Annotated in this window: 20 protein-coding genes; 17 read left to right on the top strand and 3 right to left on the bottom strand. The window is 57.7% G+C overall.

Features of this window, described 5'->3' with window-relative positions:
- Position 1: 1 nt before the first annotated feature.
- The 3 genes from EDB95_RS27775 to EDB95_RS16600 are packed head-to-tail and all read left to right on the top strand — an operon-like array spanning position 2 to position 2,233.
- Complete coding sequence (locus EDB95_RS27775; RefSeq protein WP_133994921.1) at positions 2 to 694, top strand: nucleotidyltransferase family protein; 693 nt, start codon at positions 2 to 4, stop codon at positions 692 to 694.
- The gene (locus tag EDB95_RS27770) at positions 691 to 1,266 is read left to right on the top strand and encodes a D-glycero-alpha-D-manno-heptose-1,7-bisphosphate 7-phosphatase (protein ID WP_133994920.1); all 576 of its coding nucleotides are present in this window, start codon (positions 691 to 693) and stop codon (positions 1,264 to 1,266) included. Before EDB95_RS27775 ends, EDB95_RS27770 begins: the two co-directional genes overlap by 4 nt.
- A gap of 52 nt (positions 1,267 to 1,318) precedes the next feature.
- The gene (locus tag EDB95_RS16600) at positions 1,319 to 2,233 is read left to right on the top strand and encodes a hypothetical protein (protein WP_133994919.1); all 915 of its coding nucleotides are present in this window, start codon (positions 1,319 to 1,321) and stop codon (positions 2,231 to 2,233) included.
- A gap of 31 nt (positions 2,234 to 2,264) precedes the next feature.
- Here EDB95_RS16600 and EDB95_RS16595 read toward each other — a convergent pair whose 3' ends face one another.
- A complete protein-coding gene (locus EDB95_RS16595; protein WP_246073662.1) occupies positions 2,265 to 3,362 on the bottom strand; it encodes a phosphotransferase enzyme family protein in 1,098 nt (365 codons plus the stop codon).
- On the opposite strand from EDB95_RS16595, the gene EDB95_RS16590 reads away from it, so the two are divergent.
- Positions 3,361 to 3,888 carry a hypothetical protein gene (locus EDB95_RS16590; protein ID WP_133994918.1) on the top strand — a complete coding sequence of 176 codons (528 nt, stop codon included), beginning with the start codon at positions 3,361 to 3,363 and terminating at the stop codon, positions 3,886 to 3,888. The genes EDB95_RS16595 and EDB95_RS16590 overlap by 2 nt on opposite strands.
- 350 nt (positions 3,889 to 4,238) lie before the next feature.
- On the opposite strand, the gene serA is transcribed toward EDB95_RS16590, so the two are convergent.
- The gene (serA, locus tag EDB95_RS16585; RefSeq protein WP_133994917.1) at positions 4,239 to 5,477 is read right to left on the bottom strand and encodes a phosphoglycerate dehydrogenase; all 1,239 of its coding nucleotides are present in this window, start codon (positions 5,475 to 5,477) and stop codon (positions 4,239 to 4,241) included.
- A gap of 48 nt (positions 5,478 to 5,525) precedes the next feature.
- Here serA and EDB95_RS16580 point away from each other — a divergent pair, with 48 nt between their 5' ends.
- Positions 5,526 to 6,731: a serine hydrolase domain-containing protein gene (locus EDB95_RS16580; protein WP_133994916.1), complete on the top strand. Its 1,206-nt coding sequence runs from the start codon at positions 5,526 to 5,528 to the stop codon at positions 6,729 to 6,731.
- A gap of 25 nt (positions 6,732 to 6,756) precedes the next feature.
- Here EDB95_RS16580 and EDB95_RS16575 read toward each other — a convergent pair whose 3' ends face one another.
- Complete coding sequence (locus EDB95_RS16575) at positions 6,757 to 7,299, bottom strand: hypothetical protein (protein WP_133994915.1); 543 nt, start codon at positions 7,297 to 7,299, stop codon at positions 6,757 to 6,759.
- A 41-nt stretch (positions 7,300 to 7,340) separates the two neighbouring features.
- Between EDB95_RS16575 and EDB95_RS16570 the strand changes: the two genes are divergently transcribed.
- From EDB95_RS16570 to EDB95_RS16515, 12 genes are all read left to right on the top strand, one after another.
- On the top strand, positions 7,341 to 11,381 hold the full coding sequence (locus tag EDB95_RS16570; protein ID WP_133994914.1) for a trifunctional MMPL family transporter/lysophospholipid acyltransferase/class I SAM-dependent methyltransferase: 4,041 nt from the start codon (positions 7,341 to 7,343) through the stop codon (positions 11,379 to 11,381).
- Positions 11,359 to 12,975, top strand: a complete 1,617-nt coding sequence (locus tag EDB95_RS16565) for a phytoene desaturase family protein (protein WP_133994913.1) — start codon at positions 11,359 to 11,361, stop codon at positions 12,973 to 12,975. Before EDB95_RS16570 ends, EDB95_RS16565 begins: the two co-directional genes overlap by 23 nt.
- Positions 12,972 to 14,615 carry a C45 family peptidase gene (locus EDB95_RS16560; protein WP_133994912.1) on the top strand — a complete coding sequence of 548 codons (1,644 nt, stop codon included), beginning with the start codon at positions 12,972 to 12,974 and terminating at the stop codon, positions 14,613 to 14,615. Before EDB95_RS16565 ends, EDB95_RS16560 begins: the two co-directional genes overlap by 4 nt.
- The gene (gene acpS / locus EDB95_RS16555; RefSeq protein ID WP_133994911.1) at positions 14,612 to 14,977 is read left to right on the top strand and encodes a holo-ACP synthase; all 366 of its coding nucleotides are present in this window, start codon (positions 14,612 to 14,614) and stop codon (positions 14,975 to 14,977) included. The genes EDB95_RS16560 and acpS overlap by 4 nt, the downstream gene beginning before the upstream one ends.
- Before the next feature lie 70 nt (positions 14,978 to 15,047).
- Positions 15,048 to 16,601 (top strand): HAL/PAL/TAL family ammonia-lyase, encoded by a 1,554-nt coding sequence (locus tag EDB95_RS16550; RefSeq protein ID WP_133994910.1) that lies wholly within the window; start codon positions 15,048 to 15,050, stop codon positions 16,599 to 16,601.
- Positions 16,602 to 16,603: 2 nt separating this feature from the next.
- Positions 16,604 to 17,335 carry a 3-oxoacyl-ACP reductase FabG gene (gene fabG, locus EDB95_RS16545; protein ID WP_133994909.1) on the top strand — a complete coding sequence of 244 codons (732 nt, stop codon included), beginning with the start codon at positions 16,604 to 16,606 and terminating at the stop codon, positions 17,333 to 17,335.
- Between the two features lie 263 nt (positions 17,336 to 17,598).
- Complete coding sequence (locus EDB95_RS16540; protein WP_133994908.1) at positions 17,599 to 18,822, top strand: beta-ketoacyl-[acyl-carrier-protein] synthase family protein; 1,224 nt, start codon at positions 17,599 to 17,601, stop codon at positions 18,820 to 18,822.
- Positions 18,819 to 19,082 carry a phosphopantetheine-binding protein gene (locus EDB95_RS16535; RefSeq protein WP_133994907.1) on the top strand — a complete coding sequence of 88 codons (264 nt, stop codon included), beginning with the start codon at positions 18,819 to 18,821 and terminating at the stop codon, positions 19,080 to 19,082. The genes EDB95_RS16540 and EDB95_RS16535 overlap by 4 nt, the downstream gene beginning before the upstream one ends.
- Positions 19,082 to 19,954: an LpxL/LpxP family acyltransferase gene (locus EDB95_RS16530; protein WP_133994906.1), complete on the top strand. Its 873-nt coding sequence runs from the start codon at positions 19,082 to 19,084 to the stop codon at positions 19,952 to 19,954. The genes EDB95_RS16535 and EDB95_RS16530 overlap by 1 nt, the downstream gene beginning before the upstream one ends.
- The gene (locus tag EDB95_RS16525) at positions 19,951 to 20,346 is read left to right on the top strand and encodes a 3-hydroxyacyl-ACP dehydratase (protein ID WP_133994905.1); all 396 of its coding nucleotides are present in this window, start codon (positions 19,951 to 19,953) and stop codon (positions 20,344 to 20,346) included. Before EDB95_RS16530 ends, EDB95_RS16525 begins: the two co-directional genes overlap by 4 nt.
- Entirely contained in the window at positions 20,343 to 20,999 is a 657-nt protein-coding gene (locus tag EDB95_RS16520) for a hypothetical protein (protein ID WP_133994904.1), read from the top strand. The genes EDB95_RS16525 and EDB95_RS16520 overlap by 4 nt, the downstream gene beginning before the upstream one ends.
- Complete coding sequence (locus EDB95_RS16515; RefSeq protein ID WP_133994903.1) at positions 20,978 to 21,409, top strand: acyl-CoA thioesterase; 432 nt, start codon at positions 20,978 to 20,980, stop codon at positions 21,407 to 21,409. The genes EDB95_RS16520 and EDB95_RS16515 overlap by 22 nt, the downstream gene beginning before the upstream one ends.
- Position 21,410: the final 1 nt, after the last annotated feature.

Here is a 21,410-nt window from a genome sequence, read left to right as displayed (position 1 = left end):
TATGAAGGAAGCCATTATTCTCGCAGGGGGGCTGGGCACCCGTCTGAGGAGCGCGGTCCCCGACCTCCCCAAGTGTATGGCGCCGGTGTCGGGGCGCCCCTTCCTGGCGCACGTCGTCGACTACCTGCTCGCCGAAGGCGTATACCGCCTCGTCCTCTCGCTCGGTTATAAACACGAGGTCATAGAAGCCTATATGAAAAGGGTCTACAGCATCCTCGACTTTGTTTGTGTCGTGGAAAAGGAACCCCTGGGCACCGGCGGCGCCATCCGCGAAGCCTGCAAGGCCGCGGAAGAGGCACAGGTCCTCGTCGCCAACGGGGACACGCTTTTCCAGGTCGACATACCCGCCTTGTCCGCCTTTCACAAGGAGCGGGGCGCGCTGGCCACCCTCGCCCTGAAGCCCATGCAAGACTTCGACCGCTATGGCGTGGTCGACGTCGAACCTGGGGGAAGGATTATTGGTTTTGAGGAAAAAAAGCCGCGGACATCCGGCCTCATCAACGGCGGCGTCTATGGTCTGTCCGTAAAGGAGTACCTTGCGGAAGCCCCCGCCGGGACGTTTTCCTTTGAAAAGGATTTCCTGGAACCCCGGGTATCCGGCGGCCGGCTATACGGTTACACGGACGACGCCTATTTTATCGATATAGGTATCCCGGCAGATTACGAGCGTGCGCAAAAGGATTTACTATTATGAGTCAACCTATACTTCCCCGGATCGACCGGAGTTGGACCCTTTTCCTGGACAGGGATGGGGTGATCAATGTAGAAAAGCCGATGGACTACGTGCGGACCTGGGAAGAATTCCAGTTTAACGCGGGCGTCCTGGAGGCGTTCCGGATTTTTAAAGGCCATTTTGGCCACCTTTTCGTGGTCACCAACCAAAGGGGCGTCGGCAAAGGATTGATGACCGAGGAAGACCTCCTCGACATCCACGAGCGGATGACCGCAAAGGTCGTCCTTGCCGGCGGCCACATCGACCACATCTACTACGCCCCCGACCTCAACGACGACAGCCCCCGGCGAAAACCCGGCCCCCTCATGGGTCAGGAAGCCATCCGGGACTTCGCCGGCGTCGACCCCCGTCGCAGCCTCATGGTGGGCAACACCTTTAGCGATATGGAATTCGGCCGCAACATTGGCGCCCTCACGGTGTTCCTGCCGACGACACGGGAGGAGCCGCCGATGCCGCATCCGCTCGTGGACTTTATATTCCCCGATCTCCTGGCGTTTGCCCGCGCTATCAATGCGGGCGGCCCCGGCCAGTAATTCGGCAGCGTTCCGCAATAAATGTCCCTGATTCTCAGTTATAGCCACAGATATGCGTTACCTGATCCTTGCACTGCTCTTTTTGCCCTGCGGCCTTTTGCCGGGTGGCCTTTCCGCCCAACGCCTGGCCGAGCTGCACGCCCATGAAGACTCCCTCGCCCAATCGGGAAACCTCATCGTCAATGGCACCAACGCCAGCGACCGTTTTGTGGCCGACAGCCAGTTTACGCGGACCTTGGTCCGGGCCCTGAAGATCCCCTACTCTTTCAATTATCCGTTCGACTCCGTAGAAAATGTCTCCCGCCTGTACGCCCCCGACAGCAGCTTCCGTGTCTTCACCTGGGAGATCATGATCGACCCGGACAACTATCGCCGTCACGGCGCCATTCAAATGCGCACCCCCGACGGCAGCCTCAAGCTGTACGCTCTGATCGACCGGACCGACATGATGGACCGTCCCCTGGATACCGTGACCAGCAACGACTACTGGGTCGGGAACATCTACTACAAGATCGTCCTCAAAAAATTCCAGAACCGGAAATACTATACCCTCTTAGGCTACGACGAACACAACGAGGCCTCCACCCGGAAGTGGATAGACGTCCTGACCTTTGATGAGAATAACCACCCTGTATTCGGGGGGCAATACTTTACCTTCCCCGCGGGAGACCCCGTCCACCCGTCGCCTTCCCCCGACCGGTACATGATCGAATACAAAAAAGGCGCCAACGCCCGCGTCCAGTACGACCCGGACCTCGACCTCCTCATTTTCGACCACCTTATTTCCGAAAGCAACGAGCCCGAAAAGCGCTACACCCTCGTCCCCGACGGAGACTACGAGGGCTTCCGCTGGGTAAACGGCCGGTGGGTGCACATCAACAAAGTCTTTAACCAAAAACTGCAAAACGGCCAGGCACCGGTGCCGGCGCCGTTGAAAACCCCGCCTAAGATACAGGGGAAGGGATAACCGCCCCCAGGGCGCCTCGTTAAGCGGCCCCTTACGCGCCCACGGGCAGCAGCGCCTCCAGCATCCCCCTGAAGACCCCTTCCGCCGCGTTGAACGATTCCAGCAACCGGATCTGGTTCTTCGCCCGCAACAGGTTGTGCCCCGGGTAACGGGCGCCGTAGTAGACATCCCCCTCCAGGAAGTCCGTCAGGAACCGGAGTGCCTGCATATAGATCATAAAACGCCCGGCAAAAAGAAACTGCCCCCGTTCCAGGGGCGTCAACCCGCCTTCCATCCCGCTCAGGTACCCCGCCACGATGGCCCGGAAATACTCGGGACGGACGTGGACGCTGTCCAGGTCCTGGGCTTCCTCCGAGGCCGGGGACAGGTAGGTCCGCATCATATCCCCCACGTCGCTGATAAAGTACCCGGGCATAACCGTGTCCAGGTCGATGACGCAAAGGGCCTTGTCCTGCCGGTCGAAAAGGATGTTGCTGATCTTGGTGTCGTGGTGCATGACCCGGAGCGGGAAGTCCGGGGACCGCTTCAACGCTTCGAGGTCGGATACATAGCCCGCATGGCTTTTGAGCGTCCCGATTTCCGCAACGGCCCCGGCTTTGAGGATCGCGGGTGCGTTGTCCAGCGCCTCTTCGAAAGCCCGGTAACGCCTGCTCAGGTCGTGGAAGTGCGGGAGCGTATCCCGCAGAAGCGCCGGATCCAGGTCCGCCAGCAGGTGGCTGAACCGCGCAAAGCTCCGCGCCGCCTCAAAAGCCTGCTCGGGTTTATGCACCACATCCAGCGTCCTGGAGCCCCCGATAAACGGGAAAAGACGATAGTATTCCCCCTCTTCGCTGCGCACAAACGCCTCCCCGTCCAGGGCCGGCACCGGCCGGACAAACAGGTAATCCGGGTGTCTTTTCGCCAGGTGATCCCCCACCACGCGCAGGTTGTGCGCAATGTCTTCCGGTTGTTTGAAGACTTGGCGGTTGACCTTTTGAAGGATATATTTGATGGTGCCGTTGCGGTCTTTGAGCACCCAGGTGGTATTGATCAAACCGGTTCCAAATCCGACACAATGCCAGTCCAAGGGATCGAGGCCAAAGCAGGTGAGCAATGCCTGCAAAGTAATGGGGTCAAACATAATCATCATGAACATTCGTCAAGCCTTGCTGGAAGAACACTCCCGGCAACAAACCCTCCGCATCGCAGGGTATATCGGGGACGACCCCGAACGCTTCGAGGCCCTGATGTCCATCTTTTTCGGAGACGAACCCCGTCTTATCCAGCGGTCGGCCTGGACGCTAAGTTATGTGATCAGAAAACATCCTACGCTGATCACCCCATATTTAGCGCAAACGATTGATTTATTAGGCCGCCCCGGTCTACCAACGGCCGTGCCCCGCAACATCCTCCGGATCCTCCAGGACATCACCGTCCCCATCACCCTCCAGGGCCACCTCATGGACTACTGCTTTCGCGCCGTGTCGGATCCTTCGACGCCCATCGCCGTGAAAGCCTTCTCACTAACGGTGCTGCACAACCTAAGTTTTACGTATCCGGAAATCCTCCCGGAACTCGAAACGGTCATCCACGAACGCCTGCCCTACGAAACAGCGGCCTTTCGGAGCCGCGCGCGGAAGATCCTCGCTGCGAAGCCGCCGGCTGCCCGTTCATAAAGGTCCCGGCAGGCCGAGGGTCATCTGCTCGTGCCGGTTCCTAAAGGAAAAGGCACTCGCAAATGACCCTCGGCCTGCCTCGCATGCCTATGACGCCCGCTGGCGCGTGTCTATGGTTCTCGCCGCGTGCCTCGCGTCCGGTGCCCGGTGTCCGATGTCTGATGTCTGGTGTCTGATGTCTGGTGTCTGGTGTCTGGTGCCTGGTGCCTGGTGCCTGGTGTCTGGTGCCTGGTGTCTGGTGCCTCACCCCTAAACACGCCAGGCGCCCTGCGGATCGCTTGCGAGTGCCTTTTCCTTTAGGAACCGGCACGAGCAAACGATCCGCAGGGCGCCGGGACCAAAAAATAAAACTAGTACAGCATCCGCACCTTGATGGTATTCTTAACCTCGCGGAGCAATTCCGCCGCTTTCGCGGAGATCTGCTGATCGACGTCAAGGACGACGTACCCGATTTCCTCGTTGGTCTTCAGGTACTGCGCCAGGATGTTGACCTGGTGGGTAGACAAAGCCGAGTTGATTTCGGAAAGCACGCCAGGGACGTTGCGATGGATGTGGAGGATGCGATGGGTTCCTTCCTGGGGTGGCAGGTTCAGCTCAGGCACCGTATGCGACCCGATGGTCACCCCGTTTTCCAGGTAGTGAAAGAGCTTGTCGGAAACGTCTTCGCCGATGTTGGCCTGGGCCTCTTCGGTCGACCCGCCGATATGGGGGGTGAGGATGACGTTGGACAGCCCCTGGAGCGGGGTCTCGAAGCGATCCCCGTTCTTTTCGGGTTCCCAGGGGTAGACGTCGACGGCGGCGCCGCTGATGCGGCCTTCTTTCATGGCCGTGGCCAGGGCGTCCAGGTCAACGACCTCGCCCCGGGCGTAGTTGATCAGGATAGCGCCTTTCTTGGCGTGGGCGATGACCCCGGCCGTGATCATCATCTTTGTCCGGGGGGTTTCGGGGACGTGGAGGGTGATGATGTCGGAAACGCCCATCAGCTCTTCCAGGGTATGCGCCCGGCGGGCGTTCCCCAGGGGGAGCTTGGTGAGGACGTCATAAAAGACAACCTTCATCCCCAGGGCCTCGGCCAGGACGCTGACCTGGGAGCCGATGTTGCCGTAACCAATGATTCCCAGTGTTTTACCACGAAGTTCGTAGCTGCCTTTGGATTCTTTCAGCCAGATGCCGTCGTGGGCGGCCTTGTTCTTGTCCGGGATGCGGCGGATGAGGAATATGGAGGCGGCCATGACCAGCTCGGCCACGGACCGTGTATTGGAATAGGGAGCGTTGAAAACCGTGACGCCGTGGTTGGTGGCCGATTTGAGGTCGACCTGGTTGACCCCGATACAGAAACAACCGATGGCCTGGAGCTTGGGAGCCGCTTCCAGCACGGCTTTGGAGACTTTTGTCTTGGACCGGATGCCCAGCAGGTGAACGTCTTTGATCTGTTTGATGAGTTCTTCTTCGCTCAGGGCGCCCGAAAGGCGCGTCACATGGGCATAACCGTTGTTTGTAAAGGTGTTGGCGGCTCTTTCGCTAATGTTTTCGAGAAGGAGGATGTTGATCTTTTCTTTGGGATAGCTTGTTAATTTTTTTTCAGACATTGCTCAGGACTGTATTATTTTGCAAAATTAAGAAATAGTAGGTCTTGCATGAAACATATTGCCCTGGTTATTTGTGTTGGAGGTATTTTGATCAGTTGTGGCGCCAAACAGCCGAACGATAGTAAGTCACAAACGGACGTTCGCAAAGACACCGTTGCCGTGATCAAACGTCCGAAGGTGTCCACGGAAGAGTTCAACCGCATCTATTCACTGTCTGACAACTTCTATAGCTCGCTCGAACGTTCGGGTTTCAACGGATCTTTCCTGGTGGCCAAGGACGACAGCATTATATACGAACGTTACAGGGGCTTTGAAAACCTGCGTACAAAAACGCCGCCCGTTGGCGAACACAGCGCGTTCCACCTGGCGTCGGTGTCCAAGACGTTTACCGCCATGGCTGTGTTGAAATTGATGGAGGAAAAAAAGATCGTCCTCGACAGCAGCGTACAATATTATCTGCCGGCGTTCCCCTACCCCGGCATCACGGTCAAGATGTTGCTCAACCACCGCAGCGGTCTGCCCAACTATTTGTATTGGGTAGCCACCACGAACTGGGACAAACACACCTATCTGACCAACGACAGCCTCCTGGCGTTGCTGGCGCGGTTAAAGCCGAAGGTGATGACCAGGCCCAATACGCACTTCCATTACTGCAACACCAACTATGCGATGCTGGCGCTTATCGTGGAGAAGGTTACGGGTATGCCTTTTCCTCAATACATGAAGCAAACCATTTTCGATCCCCTCGGGATGACAGACACCCACATCGTCACCTCGGCGGACCTCCAGGACGTCATGCCTTCTTACATGGGCAACGGCCGCATCGTCCCCTGGTCTTACCTCGACGGGACCTACGGCGACAAGAATGTCTATTCCACCACCCACGACCTCCTGAAATGGGACCAGGCGCTCCGCACCGACTTCCTCACCAAGGCGTCGCTCGACATGGCCTACGCTCCTTATAGCTTTGAAAAGCCCGGGATCCGCAACTACGGCCTCGGCTGGCACCTGTTCCTTTACCCCACCGAAAAGGTCATCTTTCACAACGGCTACTGGCATGGGAACAACACCGTCTTTTTCCGGCTGATCAAAGAAGGGTATACCATCATCGTCCTCGGGAACCGGTACGACCGTTATATTTATCATGTACAACCCCTGGCCGAATCCCTGACGGGCCGGAAATTTAACGCCAAGGGCGCGCCCGAGCCCGACTCGGAAGATAGCGGGGATACCGGGGACGGGGGCGGGCGCTAACGGCGGGCCCCATCCGCGCGGGGTGCTACTTCAGCGTAAAACTGTTCACGATCGTATCAAAAGCCGCCGCGCTCCGGTTGAAATATCCACGGCCCGCGGTGCAGGTAATCACGTAGCCTACCCCCTCGGACACGAGGTCATACGCCTTGTCATCCATAAGAATGCCGTTCACGGCCGACTGAAAGCGTATCCAGCGTACGCCATGTCCCTGCAACTGGCCGGCGCCCTTGTCGAGGAATTTGTAACCGCCGATTTTTTGCTCCATGGCATTGAGGTTGTCGTCTTCATAAGCGTCCAGGTCGAGTTTGGTTGACGCGGTGACAACGTTGACACTTGGATAAAACTGTCCCACCGGCTCAACGGATTGGACAAAGGTGATTTTGATCCCGCTGAAGGTTGTATCAAATTCGGTCCAGCCTTCGGGCGCGGTTATGGTGTAGTTGCCATGGCCGACATTCACACCGGGCGTTTTGGCAGCCTCCTTTAGGAGTTCTTCCGCGGTTTCGGTCTTGCGGTGACAGGCAGTAAGGAGTACGGCAGTGGTGAGGATCAGCGAGCTAAGCTTCATGGGTTTTGAGTATTTGGAGCCTAATTTACTATTTTGCGCCCATGGAAAAGGTCCTTGTCCGCATCTATAGGTATTTTGACACACACAGACCGGTTTTTCTCACCTGCTTTATCGGGAGCTTTCTCCTTCTGGGCTGGTTTGCCAGCCGCGTACACTTCGAAGAAGACATTTCCAAGGTCCTGCCCAAGGATCCCAACGTCGAAAAGCTAAACGAGGTCTTCCGGAATTCGCGGTTTACGGAGCGGCTGGTGATCATGGTGTCGATGAAGGACTCCAGCGCCCGGCCGGACAGCCTGACGGCTTATGCGGCGGACCTGGCGGACGGAATCCGGCTTAAGGTCGGTCCTTATATCTCACGGTTGACGGACAAGGTCGACGACAGCCTGACGACCTCCCTTTTTTATACCATCGGGGATCACCTCCCTGTTTTTCTGGATTCGGCCGACTTTACAGGTATCGACAGCCTGATTACCCCGGAGGGACTTTCATCTACGCTGGCTGCGAATTACAAGACCCTCTCCTCCCCCGCGGGCCTGGCGCTCAAAAGCATGATCGTACACGACCCCGTGGGGATCACCTTCCTGGGGCTCAAAAAACTGCGCCGGCTCCAGTACGATGACAATTTCGAGCTGTACGACCAATACGTCCTCACCAAGGACCACTGCTACCTGCTGATGTTCCTGACACCCCGGTACCCCGTCAACAATACGGGAATGAACGCCCGCCTGTTAAATGGGATCGACGCCATCCGCGACTCCCTGGGCGCCCGCAACGCGTCCGCCACCTACTTCGGCGCCGTCGCGGTGTCCGTGGGTAATGCGCTCCAGCTAAGAAAAGACACGATCATCACCCAAGGCGTGACCGTCATTTTCCTCATCATTTTTATCGCCCTGTATTTCCACAAGAAAAGGGCCCCCATTGTCATCCTCGTGCCCGTCCTTTTCGGTTCTCTTTTTGCCCTCGCAGCGGTATACCTTATCCGGGGCAGCATTTCGGTGATCGCGCTCGGGAGCGGTTCCGTCATTTTGGGGGTGGCGGTAAACTATTCGCTACACGTCTTTAACCACCACCGGCACCGGCGGGACACCGCCTCCGTGATCCGGGACCTGGCTTTCCCGCTGACCATCGGGAGCTTTACCACGATCGGGGGGTTCTTTTGCCTGGAGTTTGTGCAGTCGGAGATGTTGCGCGACCTGGGGTTGTTTGCGGCGTTTAGCCTGATCGGGGCGTCTTTTTGCTCGCTGGTGTTCTTACCGCATTTCCTGCCGAAGGAGCCCGCGCGGGCCCGGCGGAAGGCCGCTGAGCCCGCGCGCCCTGCGCAAGACGCCGTGGCTGACCCGGCGCCAGCCATCCACCCGGCCGCAGGAGCCGGGTCAGCGCCAGCCGGGCCGGCACAAGACGCCGAGACCGCCGGCTCCGCGCAAGACGCCGTGGCCGACGAGGCGGACGCCCGCCTCTCCTGGATCGACCGCCTCGCGACCCTGCGCCCCGAATACAACCGCTACCTCATGATCCTGATCCTTGTGGCCACGGTTGTCTTTGCCTGGCAGGCGCCAAAGGTGGGCTTTGAGGCGGATCTCAACAAAATGAACTACATGTCGCCCTCGCTCAAGGCGGCGGAGGCGACGCTCAGAAAGATCAGTGTTTTTTCCTACCAATCCGTCTATGTGGTGACGGAAGGGAAAGACCTGAACCAGGCCCTGGAAACGGGGGAAAAAGTCGACGAACAGGTGGACGACCTCGTCCGGAAGGGCGTTGTCAAAAAATATTCGGGTGTATCCTCCCTGCTCCTGTCGGATTCGCTCCAACGGCTCCGGATCGACCGCTGGAACCGCTATTGGGCACCGGCGAAAAAGGCGCTGCTCCTCAAAAACCTGGATGTCGCCGCGACGGCCCAGGGCTTTAAACCCGGCGCGTTCAACGCCTTTGCCACCGTGCTGGACACGCCCTACGCCCCCGTGGACAGGGCGACCCTGGACCAGGTTCGCCGGTCTTACTTAGACGACTATATCACGGAAACCCCGGGCAAGGCCCAGGTGGTGACCCTGGTCAAGGTTACCCCCGAAGGCCGGCAGGCGGTGTACGACCGGTTTGCGGGTACCCCCGGCGTCGCGGTGCTCGACCGGCAGTACCTGACCGCCAAGTTTATTGACCTGATTAACAACGACTTCGGAAGCATCGCCTGGATGAGTGCGCTCCTCGTTTTTACCGTGCTTTTGCTCACCTATGGCCGGATCGAGCTCACCTTGATGAGCTTTATCCCCATGGTCATCACTTTTTTGTGGATCCTGGGGATCATGGCGTTGTTAAAGGTGGACTTCAACATCATCAACATCATCATCTCCGCCTTTATCTTCGGCATGGGCGACGACTACAGCCTGTTTATCATGGACGGGTTGCTCCAGGAATACAAGACCGGGAAGAAAAACCTCGACTCGTACAAATCCTCCATTTTCCTTAGTGCCATTACCACCATGGCCGGTCTCGGCGTGTTGATCTTTGCCGGCCACCCCGCCCTGCGGTCCATCGCCATCATTTCCATTGTGGGTATGCTTTGCGTGGTGGTGCTTAGCCAGATCGTCATTCCCTTTTTGTTCAAAGTCCTCATCGCCGACCGCGTGTCCAAGGGCCGCTTCCCGTGGACGCTCTCCGGTTTTTTAAAGACGCTCGTCTCGTACACCTACTTTGTGTTGGGCAGCCTGTTGCTCACCCTGATCGGACTTATCCTCGTCAAGCTCCGCCCCTTTGGCAAACGCCGGAGCAAGTACTGTTTCCACGTCATCAAATCCGCCTTTATCCGTTCGCTCATCTACGTAATGGTCAACGTCCGGAAAAAGATCATCAATCCACTGGGCGAAGACTTCTCCAAACCCGCGCTGGTCATCGTCAACCACCAATCCTTCCTGGACAGCCTCCTGATCCAGATGCAATACCCCAAACTCCTGCTCCTCACCAACAGTTGGGTATGGCACTCCCCCGTCATGGGCGGCATCGTCCGCCTGGCCGACTACTACCCCATCATGCACGGCGCTGAGGGCAGCGTCGACCTGCTCCGCCAAAAGGTCGCCGAGGGCTACTCCATCGTCGTTTTCCCCGAGGGCTCCCGCTCCCGCGACGGCCAGATCCGCCGTTTCCACAAAGGCGCGTTCTACCTCGCCCAGGAGCTGGGGCTGGACATCCTGCCGATCATGTTGCACGGATCGGGGTATACCATTACAAAAGGGGACTTTTTGCTCAAGGATGGGCGGATTACCATCAAGTTTCTGCCGCGGATTCCGGCGGGGGCCGCGCCACCAGCGGCCATAGACCTCGGCGCCGCATCCTATAGCGACCGCGCGAAAGCCGTCGCCCGCTACTTCCGCGAACAGTTCGCCACCTTCTCCGAGGAATGCGAGCAACCGCGTTACTATCGCGAACTTTTGCTCTACAATTACATCTATAAGGGCCCCGTCCTTGAATGGTATATGCGCGTCAAGACCGCGATGGAGGACAATTACCAACTGTTTCATGACCTCCTGCCCCGCCAGGGCGACATCCTGGATATTGGATGCGGGTACGGCTTTATGAGCTACTTCCTGTCGATGTGTGCGAAAGACCGGAGGATCACGGCCTTTGACTATGACGAGGACAAGGTGGAGGTGGCGGCCCATGCTTTTTTGGCCTCGGGCGCGGTGCCCGCCGGGGGCGAGCGCACACCCGTGCGCTGGCTGCAGGCGGACGCGACGACCTACGAGTTTGACCGGTCCTACCACGGGATCGTACTGGCCGATATGTTGCACTACCTGCAACCGGACGACCGGCAGGTGCTGGTCCGCCGGTGTATCCGCCACCTCAGTCCCGGCGGCGTTTTGCTGATCCGGGACGGGGACAAGGACCTCCAAAAGCGCCACCGGGGCACGCGGTTTACGGAGTGGTTCAGCACCCGGTTCTACGGGTTTAACAAGACCACCAAGGCGGGGCTGTCGTTTTTCTCTTTTAGCGTGATCCGCGACATTGCGACGGAGATGGGGATGGAGTGCCAGCCGATCGACAATACTACCTTTACGTCAAATGTGATTTATGTCATCCGGCATCGGCAGTGAGGGGGGCGCCCGCCAGGGCGGAGGCGCCAGTGGGGACGGCACGCCCGAGGCGCACGCTCACGGCGGCGAAGCCGCCGGCCGGGGCCGCGCCTACGATGCGCTGATCATCGGCAGCGGCATCGGCGGCCTCGTCTGTGGCGGCATCCTGGCGAAAGAGGGCCTTCGGGTCTGCGTCCTCGAAAAGAACCCCCAAATCGGCGGCGCCCTTCAAACGTACGCGCGGAACAAAGTCCTTTTTGACGCAGGGGTTCACTATATGGGCGGGCTGGCGCCGGGGCAGAACCTGTACCAGATCTTCCGGTACCTGGGGATCATGGAAGAGCTGAAGCTGGCAAAGATGGACGAGGAGGCATTCGACAAGATATTGATCGGGGGGGACCCTAAGGAATATACGTTTGCGCAGGGGTATGAGCGCTTTGTGGAGGCGCTGGCAAAAGACTTCCCGAATGAAGAAAAAGGCATCCGTGCCTATACAGACCTGATCCGCGAGGTCTGCGGCCGGTTCCCGCTCTACAACCTCCGGGCGGGCGGAGTGTATGCGGAAAAAACGGGGGTGTTGGACATGGACACAAAAGCAACCATCGAAGCCTGTGTACGGGACCCGGTCCTAAGGGAGGTCCTGGCAGGGAACAACCTCTTGTATGCGGGACAGCCGGATAAGACGCCATTTTATGTGCACGCGCTGGTGTTGAACAGCTTTATCGAGAGTTCGTGGAAGTGTACGGACGGAGGCGGGCAGTTGGCAAAGCTGTTGGCAAATGTCATCCGCGAAAGAAACGGCGAAATAAAAACCCGTGCGGAGGTGACGCACATCATCGCAGGCGGCGCGCAGGTCGAAGGGGTGCAATTGAAGGATGGCACCACCCTCAAAAGCAACATCGTCGTTTCCAGCCTGCATCCCGCACAAACGATGCAACTGACGCCGGCGGCGGCCATCAAACCGGCGTTCCGCAACCGGGTGGAAAGCCTGGAAAATTCGATTTCCTGTTTTTGTGTCAACCTGGTGCTCAAGCCACAAAGGGTACATTATGTAAAGCACAACTACTATTATCATAATAAGGGGTGCGCGTGGACGATGGATGACTATACGGAGGAGGATTGGCCGCGGGGCTACGCCTTATTTTTTGCCCAAAATAGAAACCAATCCGGTTACGCCTCGTCGGTTACATTGATGACGTATATGCGATACGCGGACACGACACCATGGGCGGACACCCGTAATACGGTCGCCGAAGCGACGGAAAGGGGGCAAGCGTACGAAGCGTTTAAGCAGGACCGTTACCAGCGTCTGATGGGACGCGTCACCGAAAAGTTTCCGGAACTGAGAGAGGCTGTGGACCATTGGTACGCCTCCACTCCCCTCACCTTCCGGGACTACCTGGGCACGTCGGACGGTTCGCTGTACGGTATCGCCAAAGATTACCGGGATCCCGTGCGGACAATCATCCCCGCGCGCACGAAAGTGGGCGGTCTTTTTTTGACGGGGCAAAACCTTAATTTGCACGGCATCCTTGGTGCCGCCATCAGCAGTCTCGCGACTTGCGCGGAGGTGCTGGGCCGGGATGATTTTGTAGGAAAAATAAAATCTGCATGATTGCCCTCTTCATTATAGTCGGGTTGCTCATCGCGGGCGCCTGTTATGCCTGGTCTGTCACACGCCTCCGGCCGCCGCGCATCGACGACCGCACGGCTGACGCGCTGATCCGTGCGGAGGTCGCCCCCGGCGTCTTTACCATAGGGCCCAACTGGCTGCGAAAAAGCACCTCCGGTCTTTACGAAATGTACGTGGAGGGGCGCCCTTATGAAAGGGGCGTGGTCAACGGGAAACTGGCGGCGGAACTGGTCGTTCTCCAGGAGGACTATTTCAACGAACAGATCGTAAAGATGATCCCGGGCGAGCGCTACCTGAAATTCCTGAAATACTTCGTGGGCTGGTTTAACCGGAAGCTGCCCAGACACGTCACCACGGAGTACAAACAGGAAATCTTCGGGGTCTCACGGTCGGCTTCGGACAAATACGGGTACATCGGGACGCCGTACCAGCGGATCCTCAATTACCACGCGGCGCACGACATCGGGCACGCCTTGCAGAACCTGGCGCTGGTGGGTTGTACGTCTTTCGGGACCTGGGGAAGCCGGTCGGTGGACGGGGCGCTGATCATCGGGCGCAACTTTGACTTTTACGTGGGAGACCATTTTGCCCTGAATAAAATTGTCCAGTTCGAGGCCCCGTCGGAAGGACACCGCTTTGCCTTTGTGACCTGGGGTGGTTTTATCGGTGTGGTATCGGGGATGAACGAAAAAGGGCTCACGGTGACGATCAACGCCGCAAAGTCGGGGATCCCCATGGCTTCGGCGACCCCGGTGTCCCTGGTGGCCCGGGAAATCCTGCAATACGCGGGAACGATCGACGAAGCAGTGCGCATCGCGCGTTCGAGGCGGATGTTTGTATCGGAATCCTTTCTCATCGGCTCGGCGGCCGACGGGAAGGCGATCCTGGTGGAGAAGACGCCAAAGGCGCTGGAAGTCTACGACCCGGGCGGGGAAAGGATTCTTTGTGCGAACCACTTTCAAAGCACCGGGCTCCGCGCCCGGGATGGAGTCCGCACCCGGGATGGACTCCGCGCCCCCGACAGCGAAGGCGCCCCCGAGGGCGAAGGCACCGCGAGCCCATACCGTCAGCGCCGCCTGGAAGAGCTGCTGGACGGCCTCGGGCCCAATACGGTGGAAAAAACGATTGGCGTCCTGAGGGATGTCAAAGGGCTGGGCGGCGCGGACATCGGCCTTGGCAACGAAAAATCGGTGAACCAACTCATCGCGCACCACTCGGTGGTTTTCGAACCGCAACAACTGCGGATGTGGGTGTCGACGGCGCCCTGGCAGGAGGGGGCGTTTATGTGCTACGACCTGCGGAAGGCGTGGGCCAACCTGGATCCCCGCGAGGAGCTTTCCACGGGAGCGATTCCCCCGGACCCACTCATGGGAACCCCGGCTTTCGCCGGCTTCCTGGCATTCCGCGAACTCAAGCATCAAATGGACGCCGGTGAAACGATCGACCCGGAGGCCCTCGTCAAAGCCGACCCGGAATACTACCACGCCTACGTCCTGGCGGGCGACTATTGCTATAAGCGCGGAGAACGGGATAAAGCCCGGGCGTACTACGAAGAAGCCCTGACCAAGGAGATCGCCACAGCGAAGGAGGAAGCGTATATTCGTAAACAAATCCAGCGATGATCCACGGCCTTGGCATAGACCTCATCGAAGTGGACCGGGTGGCGGCCCGGATCGGCAAGGAGCAAGGCTTTCGCGAGCTTGTTTTCTCACCGGGCGAGATTGCCTATTGTTCCGCAAAGGCGCATCCGGCCGAACACTATGCGGCGCGTTTTGCGGCGAAGGAGGCATTTTTCAAGGCGCTGGGCACGGGTTGGGCGACGGGCACGGCTTTCAACGAGGTCGAAGTATTACCCGACCCCATGGGCGCGCCAAAACTGACACTCCTGGGAGACACTGCGGCAACCGTGGGCGACGTCAGGATCCGGGTGTCGCTTACCCACCTCAGCACCATGGCAGCGGCGGTGGTGGTCATTGAAAAATAGTTGGCAACATCCCCATATTTCACTTTTTTTGCTCCTGAGTGCTTATTAATAGTAAAATATTTTCTAATACATGATCAATATAGGAGGCCAGAGGCTTTCCGCGGACCACTTGTTTGACATCCTGTTTAACGGACAACCGGTGGCGCTGGATCCTGCCGCCGTGGATAAGGTCAGCACGAACCATCTTTTCCTTAAAAATTTCGCAAACGAAAAGCTCATTTACGGGATCAATACGGGTTTTGGTCCGATGGCGCAATACAAAGTGAGCGAAAGCAACCGTACCCAGCTTCAGTACAACCTTATCCGCAGCCATGCTTCGGGCGGCGGTAAACTAATAGAACCCTTTCTGATCCGGGCGGTTATGGTTGCCCGTTTGAACAGCCTGATGCAGGCGTATTCGGGGGTGCATCCCGACCTGGTGCATTTGCTCCGCGACATGATTAACGCGGAGGTCTACCCTTGCATCTATGAACATGGGGGCGTGGGCGCGAGCGGGGACCTGGTCCAACTGGCCCACCTGGGGCTGGCGCTGATCGGGGAAGGCTATGTAACGCATAAGGGGGACCGCAAACCCACGGCGGAGGTATTCCGGCAATTGGGGCTGACACCGTTACAGGTGCACATCCGCGAAGGCCTGGCGATCCTCAACGGGACGTCGGCCATGACGGGGATCGGGATGGTGAATATCCTCCAGGCCAAACGCCTGCTTTCTTGGTCGGTTGCCCTGAGCGCCATGACCAACGAGATCGTGGAGGCGTTTGACGACCATTTTTCCCACGAGTTAAACGTGGTCAAGCCGCACCGTGGGCAGAACCGCGTCGCGGCGATGCTCCGGGACCTGCTGGCGGGTAGCCGGATGATCCATGACCGGGCCGACCATCTGTATAACCCGGACAACATCCAGCGCGAGGTGTTTGAGGACAAAGTACAGGAGTACTACTCGCTGCGGTGTGTCACCCAGATCCTGGGGCCGATCTATGATACCATCGTAAGCGCCGAAGGGGTGGTGACCGACGAACTGAACAGCGTCAACGACAACCCGGTGGTGGACCACCGGAACAACAATATCTTTCACGGGGGGAATTTTCATGGGGACTATGTGTCCCTGGAAATGGATAAGCTAAAGGTGGCCATAACGCGTTTGTCGATGCTCTCGGAACGCCAGCTGAACTACCTCCTCAACGACAAGCTCAACCAGATCCTGCCGCCTTTCGTCAACCTGGGTGTGCTGGGCTTTAACTTCGGGATGCAGGGGATGCAGTTCACGGCGACCTCGACGGTGGCGGAGAACCAGACGTTGTCTTTTCCGATGTATGTCCACAGCATACCCAACAATAACGACAACCAGGACATCGTGAGCATGGGGTGTAACGCCGCCCTGATGACAAAACGGGTCATCGACAATTCCTTTGAAGTCCTGGCCATCCAGATGATGACCGTCCTCCAGGCGATCGACTACCTGGATGCCGCGTCGCGGTTGTCGGCCAAAACAAAGGCGATCTACACGGAGTTGCGCCACCTTTTCCCGAAATTTATCGAAGACCAGCCCAAATACGAGGACCTCAGACGCATGGCAGACCGCTTTGCGGCTGAATCCCCGGCGGGCATAACGTTCAACGCTTGAATATGAAATGTACACTCGTCACCGGTGGTTCCAGGGGGATCGGACGCGCGATCTGCGTCAAGCTCGCCGCCGAGGGAGGACACCATATCCTCATCAACTACCGGTCTAACGAGGCCGAGGCCTTGAACACGCTGGAGTTGGTCAGGGCGACGGGTGCCACAGGGGAGATCCTGAAATTCGACGTGGGGAATAAAGAGGAGGTCACCAGCGTTCTGGGTGGCTGGATCGAAAGCCATCCCGATCACTTTATCGAGGTCCTTGTCAACAACGCCGGGATTAAAGACGACGGGCTGATGATGTGGATGAAGGACGATCAGTGGGACTCCGTCATCAACGCCAGCCTCCACGGGTTTTTCTTTGTCACCCGGCTGGTCATCAATCCCATGCTGCTGAAGCGCTACGGGCGCATCATCAATATCGTCTCCCTGTCCGGTCTGAAGGGCGTACCCGGTCAGGCCAACTACTCCGCCGCCAAGGGTGGCGTCATCGGCGCCACCAAGGCCCTCGCGCAGGAAGTCGCCAAACGCAACATCACCGTCAACGCGGTCGCCCCCGGGTTTATAAAAACCGATATGACCGAAAAGGTGTCGGAAAAGGACATGAAAATGCTGATCCCCATGGGGCGCTTTGGGAATCCTGAAGAAATCGCCCATGTGGTGGCGTTCCTGGCGTCGCCAGGGGCGTCCTATCTGACCGCGGAGGTCATCAATGTCAATGGGGGGATGTACTCCTAGCGCGCCGGGCGCGCCGTGGTGCCGCCCCTGCGTTGCCTCCCCATAACGCGACGTTCACCGACAATATCCTGTCGTTCACCCCAATTATTACTACAGTCAGCGTTCCCGCGCTACTTTAGCAACAGCACATCGCAAGGTCCCCGCCGGGCCACGCGGTGACAGGGAACGAGGATGGTCGCCGGGACCATAGGAGTGCCCCGTCCCGCCGGTCCAGCGGGGCTTTTTGTTAACGGGATCTCGGTTTTTTGCGCTATTTTTCGCCCATGAACAGAGTTGCCATCACCGGCCTCGGTATTTATTCGTGTATCGGTAAAAATCGTGGGGAGGTCCGGGATTCACTATATAAAGGCCAATCAGGGATTATCTTCGACCCCGTCCGCAAAGAATTCGGTTACCGCTCCGCCCTGACCGGGTTTGTGGACAAGCCCAATCTCAAAGAATTTCTGGACAGGCGTTCCCGGTTGATGTTGCCGGAACAGGGGGAATATGCGTATATGGCGACCCTGGAAGCCTTGCAGCAGGCGGGGCTGGAGCAGGACTTTATCGCTCGTCAGGAAGTCGGCATTCTTTACGGGAATGACAGCTCGGCCAAACCGGTGATCGACGCCGTCGACCTGATGCGGTTGAAAAAAGATACGACCCTGGTAGGGTCGGCCTCTGTTTTCCAGACATTGAACTCCACGGTGACGATGAACCTGGCGACGATCTTTAAGCTCAAAGGGGTCAATTTCACCATCAGCGCCGCCTGCGCCAGCGGGTCTCATGCCGTGGGTCTCGGGTATCACTTTATAAAAACGGGGCTCCAGGACATCGTGGTCACGGGCGGCGCCCAGGAAATCAACTACCTGTCGATGGGTACCTTTGACGCGCTGTCCGCCTTTTCGGTCCGGGAATCGGAGCCCACCCGCGCGTCCAGGCCCTTTGACCGGGACCGGGACGGACTGATCCCCAGCGGGGGCGCGGCCACGGTTATTTTGGAAAACTGGGAAACCGCCAGGAAAAGGGGCGCGACCATTTTAGGCGAAGTGATCGGGTATGGGTTTTCCTCCAACGGGGAACACATTTCCAATCCCACGGTAGAAGGGCCGGTGCGGTCGCTGAGACGCGCCCTGAAAGACGCGGGGGTCGATCCCGGCAAGATCGACTATATCAACGCGCACGCCACCTCCACGCCCGCGGGTGACGCCAGCGAGGCCAAGGCACTGGCCGAGGTTTTTGGCGAAAAATGCGTCCCCATCAGTTCGACCAAGTCCATGACAGGGCATGAATGCTGGATGGCCGGGGCAAGCGAAATTGTGTACTGTATGCTGATGATGCAGGAGGGTTTTCTTGCGCCCAATATCAACTTCGAAAACCCCGATGAGGATTCCGCGAAATTGGACATTGTCACAGAGACGAGGTCTAAAAATATAGACGTATTTTTGTCAAACTCCTTTGGCTTCGGGGGTACCAATTCATCACTCATTGTTCAAAAACCTTATAATTGAGTAGCTTAACAACCCATACGCATCAAGAGATCATCACCAAGATCAACGATTTCCTGTCGGAAGAATTTGAAGTCGACCCAGCCAGGATTACCCCTGACGGAACCCTGAAAGACGTCCTGGAGCTGGACAGCCTGGATTATATCGACCTGGTGGTCGTAATCGAAAATAACTTTGCATTCAAGGTAAAGCCCGAAGACTTTACGGGTATCCACACCTTCCAGGACTTTTATGATTACATCATTTCCAAAGTCCATCCATAGTGCCTTCGTGGGAAGGAAAATCCAAGGGTAGTCCCCTGGGGTATCGCATCTTCGTTTGGGTTCTCCGGACCATGGGGGTGCGTCCCGCTTATGGACTGCTCCGGGTGGTGGCGGGGTGGTACTTTGTTTTTTCCAAACCTGTCTTGTATGGGTTCTACCGGAACCGTCTCCACTTCGGGCGCCTGAAGTCGCTCCGAAGTCTTTATTTGAACTATTATCAATTCGGCCAGACGCTGATCGACAAGGTCGTCCTCATGGGCGGTATCCCCCACCGTTTTACTTTTGACTTTGATGGAGAAGAACACCTTCACCGCATGGCGGCGGAAGGCAAGGGAGGTTTGCTGCTGAGCGCGCACATCGGGAACTGGGAGATCGCGGGCCACCTCCTCCAGCGGCTCCAGACGCGCATCCACATCCTGATGTACGACGGGGAGCACGAACGCATCAAGACCTATATGCAGGAGGTAACGGGGGAACGAACCGCACACATCATTGTCCTCAAAAAGGACCTGTCGCATATTTATGAGGTGTCGGATGCGTTGAAGGCGGGCGACCTGGTATGTATCCACGCGGACCGTTTTGTGGAGGGCGCTAAGACCCTGCACGCGGATTTTATGGGGGGCTCCGCCCGTTTTCCCCTGGGCCCCTTCCAACTCGCGGCCGCTTTTAAGGTCCCCGTTTCCTTCGTGTACGCGCTAAAGGAAGGGCCGTTGCACTATCACTTTTACGCCAGTGAGCCCCGCACATACGATTTTTCGGACCGCGCCCGGGGACTTTCGGAAATCCTGACCGGTTTTGCCGCCAGTATGGAGAAAAAAGTCCGGCAATATCCCCAACAATGGTATAATTACTTTAATTTTTGGCAGCCATGATCCCCATATTGGACCTGATTCCCCAGCGCCCCCCCTTCGTGCTGGTGGATGCATTCGTTGCCGAAGAGGATTATTCGGTTTTCCGAGTGCCGGCGGACCACGTCCTCGTTTATGACGGGGTACTGTCGGAAAGTGGCCTGGTGGAAAACATTGCCCAGACCGCTGCGGCCCGGGCGGGGTATCTGTGTATTAAGGAGGGGCGGCCCGTGCCCATAGGCTATATCGGCGCGGTGCAGCAACTCGATATATTTGAATTGCCGGCGGTGGGCGAGGAAATTCGCACAACCATCACCGTCAAACACCAGGTGTTCAATTCTACGAGCGTCACGGGGACGGCGTATTGGAAAGACAAGGTTATAGGCTCTTGCGAAATGAAAATTTTCATCGTATGAATAAGCCTATCCTGTTTATTTGCCTCTTGAGCCTGTCGGTCACCGCGCTTCGCGCACAGACCGGCGCACCGCCCGCACAGACACTCAAAGGCTTTTTTGCCAATGAAGCCGCCAAAACCGTTTGGCTGGGGCTCGACTTCAGCCAGACCCGCTGGATCAACGACCCTGCCAGCACACCGCAAGCCATGGCGAACAATGTTTTCCCCGCCCTCAACAACCTGATCGTTAAGGAGGTGAAAAGATACAATGTCGGCGAGGCTTTTCACCACGTCAACATGGACCACGACTTTACGGGGGTGGAGGAAAATTATGGTAAACTTGCCGTGGATAGCCTCCATTCGACCAATTCCGACGACGCCACCCGGTTAAAAGAGGCCGATATCCGCCGGATCGTGAGCGGGCTCAACATGGGTAACCGCACGGGGTACGGGGTGTTGCTGGTTGTCGAAGGCCTCGACAAGACCGGCAAACGCGTCACGACCTGGGCGACGATTGTCGACATGGGCACCCGTACGGTTCTCTTTACCAGGCGCGTAGAAGGAAAAGTCGGCGAAGCCTTTGGCGAACGCAATTATTGGGCCGCGGGCATCCGCAACATACTCGACGGGATCAAAGACCGCTTTTATAAAGAATGGAAAAAGAAATACAGCTAACCGACAGCACGGAGATCGTCGTGCGTTTTAATGAGGCCGACCCTCTGGGCATCGTTTGGCACGGGCATTATATTCGTTATTTCGAAGACGGAAGGGAGTCTTTTGGGAATACCCACGGGCTGCGCTACCTGGACTTTTACCGGCAGGGCGTCGTGGTTCCCGTGGTCAGCATCCAGTGTGACTATAAGCGGGCGCTGCGGTACGGGGATAGCGTGGTCGTGGAAACACTCTACCAGCCCTGCGACGCGGCCCGCCTCGAATTCTCGTACCGGCTATACAATGCCGTTACCCGGGAGCTGGTCGCCACGGGGTCCTCGGTCCAGGTTTTCCTGGACAAGGATACCAACGCCCTGCAGCTCACCAATCCGGCCTTTTATGAAGCGTGGAAGACCAAACACGGGTTGATGTAAG

The organism is Dinghuibacter silviterrae, from assembly GCF_004366355.1.
Lineage (GTDB): Bacteria > Bacteroidota > Bacteroidia > Chitinophagales > Chitinophagaceae > Dinghuibacter > Dinghuibacter silviterrae.
The sequence above is the reverse complement of the archived record's forward strand: the minus strand, read 5'-3'. Positions and strand labels throughout refer to the sequence as shown.

Coding starts and splice junctions, on each gene's coding strand:
- EDB95_RS27775 (WP_133994921.1), top strand. CDS start 2: ATGAAGGAAGCCATTATTCTCGCAGGGGGGCTGGGCACCCGTCTGAGG.
- EDB95_RS27770 (WP_133994920.1), top strand. CDS start 691: ATGAGTCAACCTATACTTCCCCGGATCGACCGGAGTTGGACCCTTTTC.
- EDB95_RS16600 (WP_133994919.1), top strand. CDS start 1,319: ATGCGTTACCTGATCCTTGCACTGCTCTTTTTGCCCTGCGGCCTTTTG.
- EDB95_RS16590 (WP_133994918.1), top strand. CDS start 3,361: ATGAACATTCGTCAAGCCTTGCTGGAAGAACACTCCCGGCAACAAACC.
- EDB95_RS16595 (WP_246073662.1), bottom strand. CDS start 3,362: ATGATGATTATGTTTGACCCCATTACTTTGCAGGCATTGCTCACCTGC.
- serA (WP_133994917.1), bottom strand. CDS start 5,477: ATGTCTGAAAAAAAATTAACAAGCTATCCCAAAGAAAAGATCAACATC.
- EDB95_RS16580 (WP_133994916.1), top strand. CDS start 5,526: ATGAAACATATTGCCCTGGTTATTTGTGTTGGAGGTATTTTGATCAGT.
- EDB95_RS16575 (WP_133994915.1), bottom strand. CDS start 7,299: ATGAAGCTTAGCTCGCTGATCCTCACCACTGCCGTACTCCTTACTGCC.
- EDB95_RS16570 (WP_133994914.1), top strand. CDS start 7,341: ATGGAAAAGGTCCTTGTCCGCATCTATAGGTATTTTGACACACACAGA.
- EDB95_RS16565 (WP_133994913.1), top strand. CDS start 11,359: ATGTCATCCGGCATCGGCAGTGAGGGGGGCGCCCGCCAGGGCGGAGGC.
- EDB95_RS16560 (WP_133994912.1), top strand. CDS start 12,972: ATGATTGCCCTCTTCATTATAGTCGGGTTGCTCATCGCGGGCGCCTGT.
- acpS (WP_133994911.1), top strand. CDS start 14,612: ATGATCCACGGCCTTGGCATAGACCTCATCGAAGTGGACCGGGTGGCG.
- EDB95_RS16550 (WP_133994910.1), top strand. CDS start 15,048: ATGATCAATATAGGAGGCCAGAGGCTTTCCGCGGACCACTTGTTTGAC.
- fabG (WP_133994909.1), top strand. CDS start 16,604: ATGAAATGTACACTCGTCACCGGTGGTTCCAGGGGGATCGGACGCGCG.
- EDB95_RS16540 (WP_133994908.1), top strand. CDS start 17,599: ATGAACAGAGTTGCCATCACCGGCCTCGGTATTTATTCGTGTATCGGT.
- EDB95_RS16525 (WP_133994905.1), top strand. CDS start 19,951: ATGATCCCCATATTGGACCTGATTCCCCAGCGCCCCCCCTTCGTGCTG.
- EDB95_RS16520 (WP_133994904.1), top strand. CDS start 20,343: ATGAATAAGCCTATCCTGTTTATTTGCCTCTTGAGCCTGTCGGTCACC.
- EDB95_RS16515 (WP_133994903.1), top strand. CDS start 20,978: ATGGAAAAAGAAATACAGCTAACCGACAGCACGGAGATCGTCGTGCGT.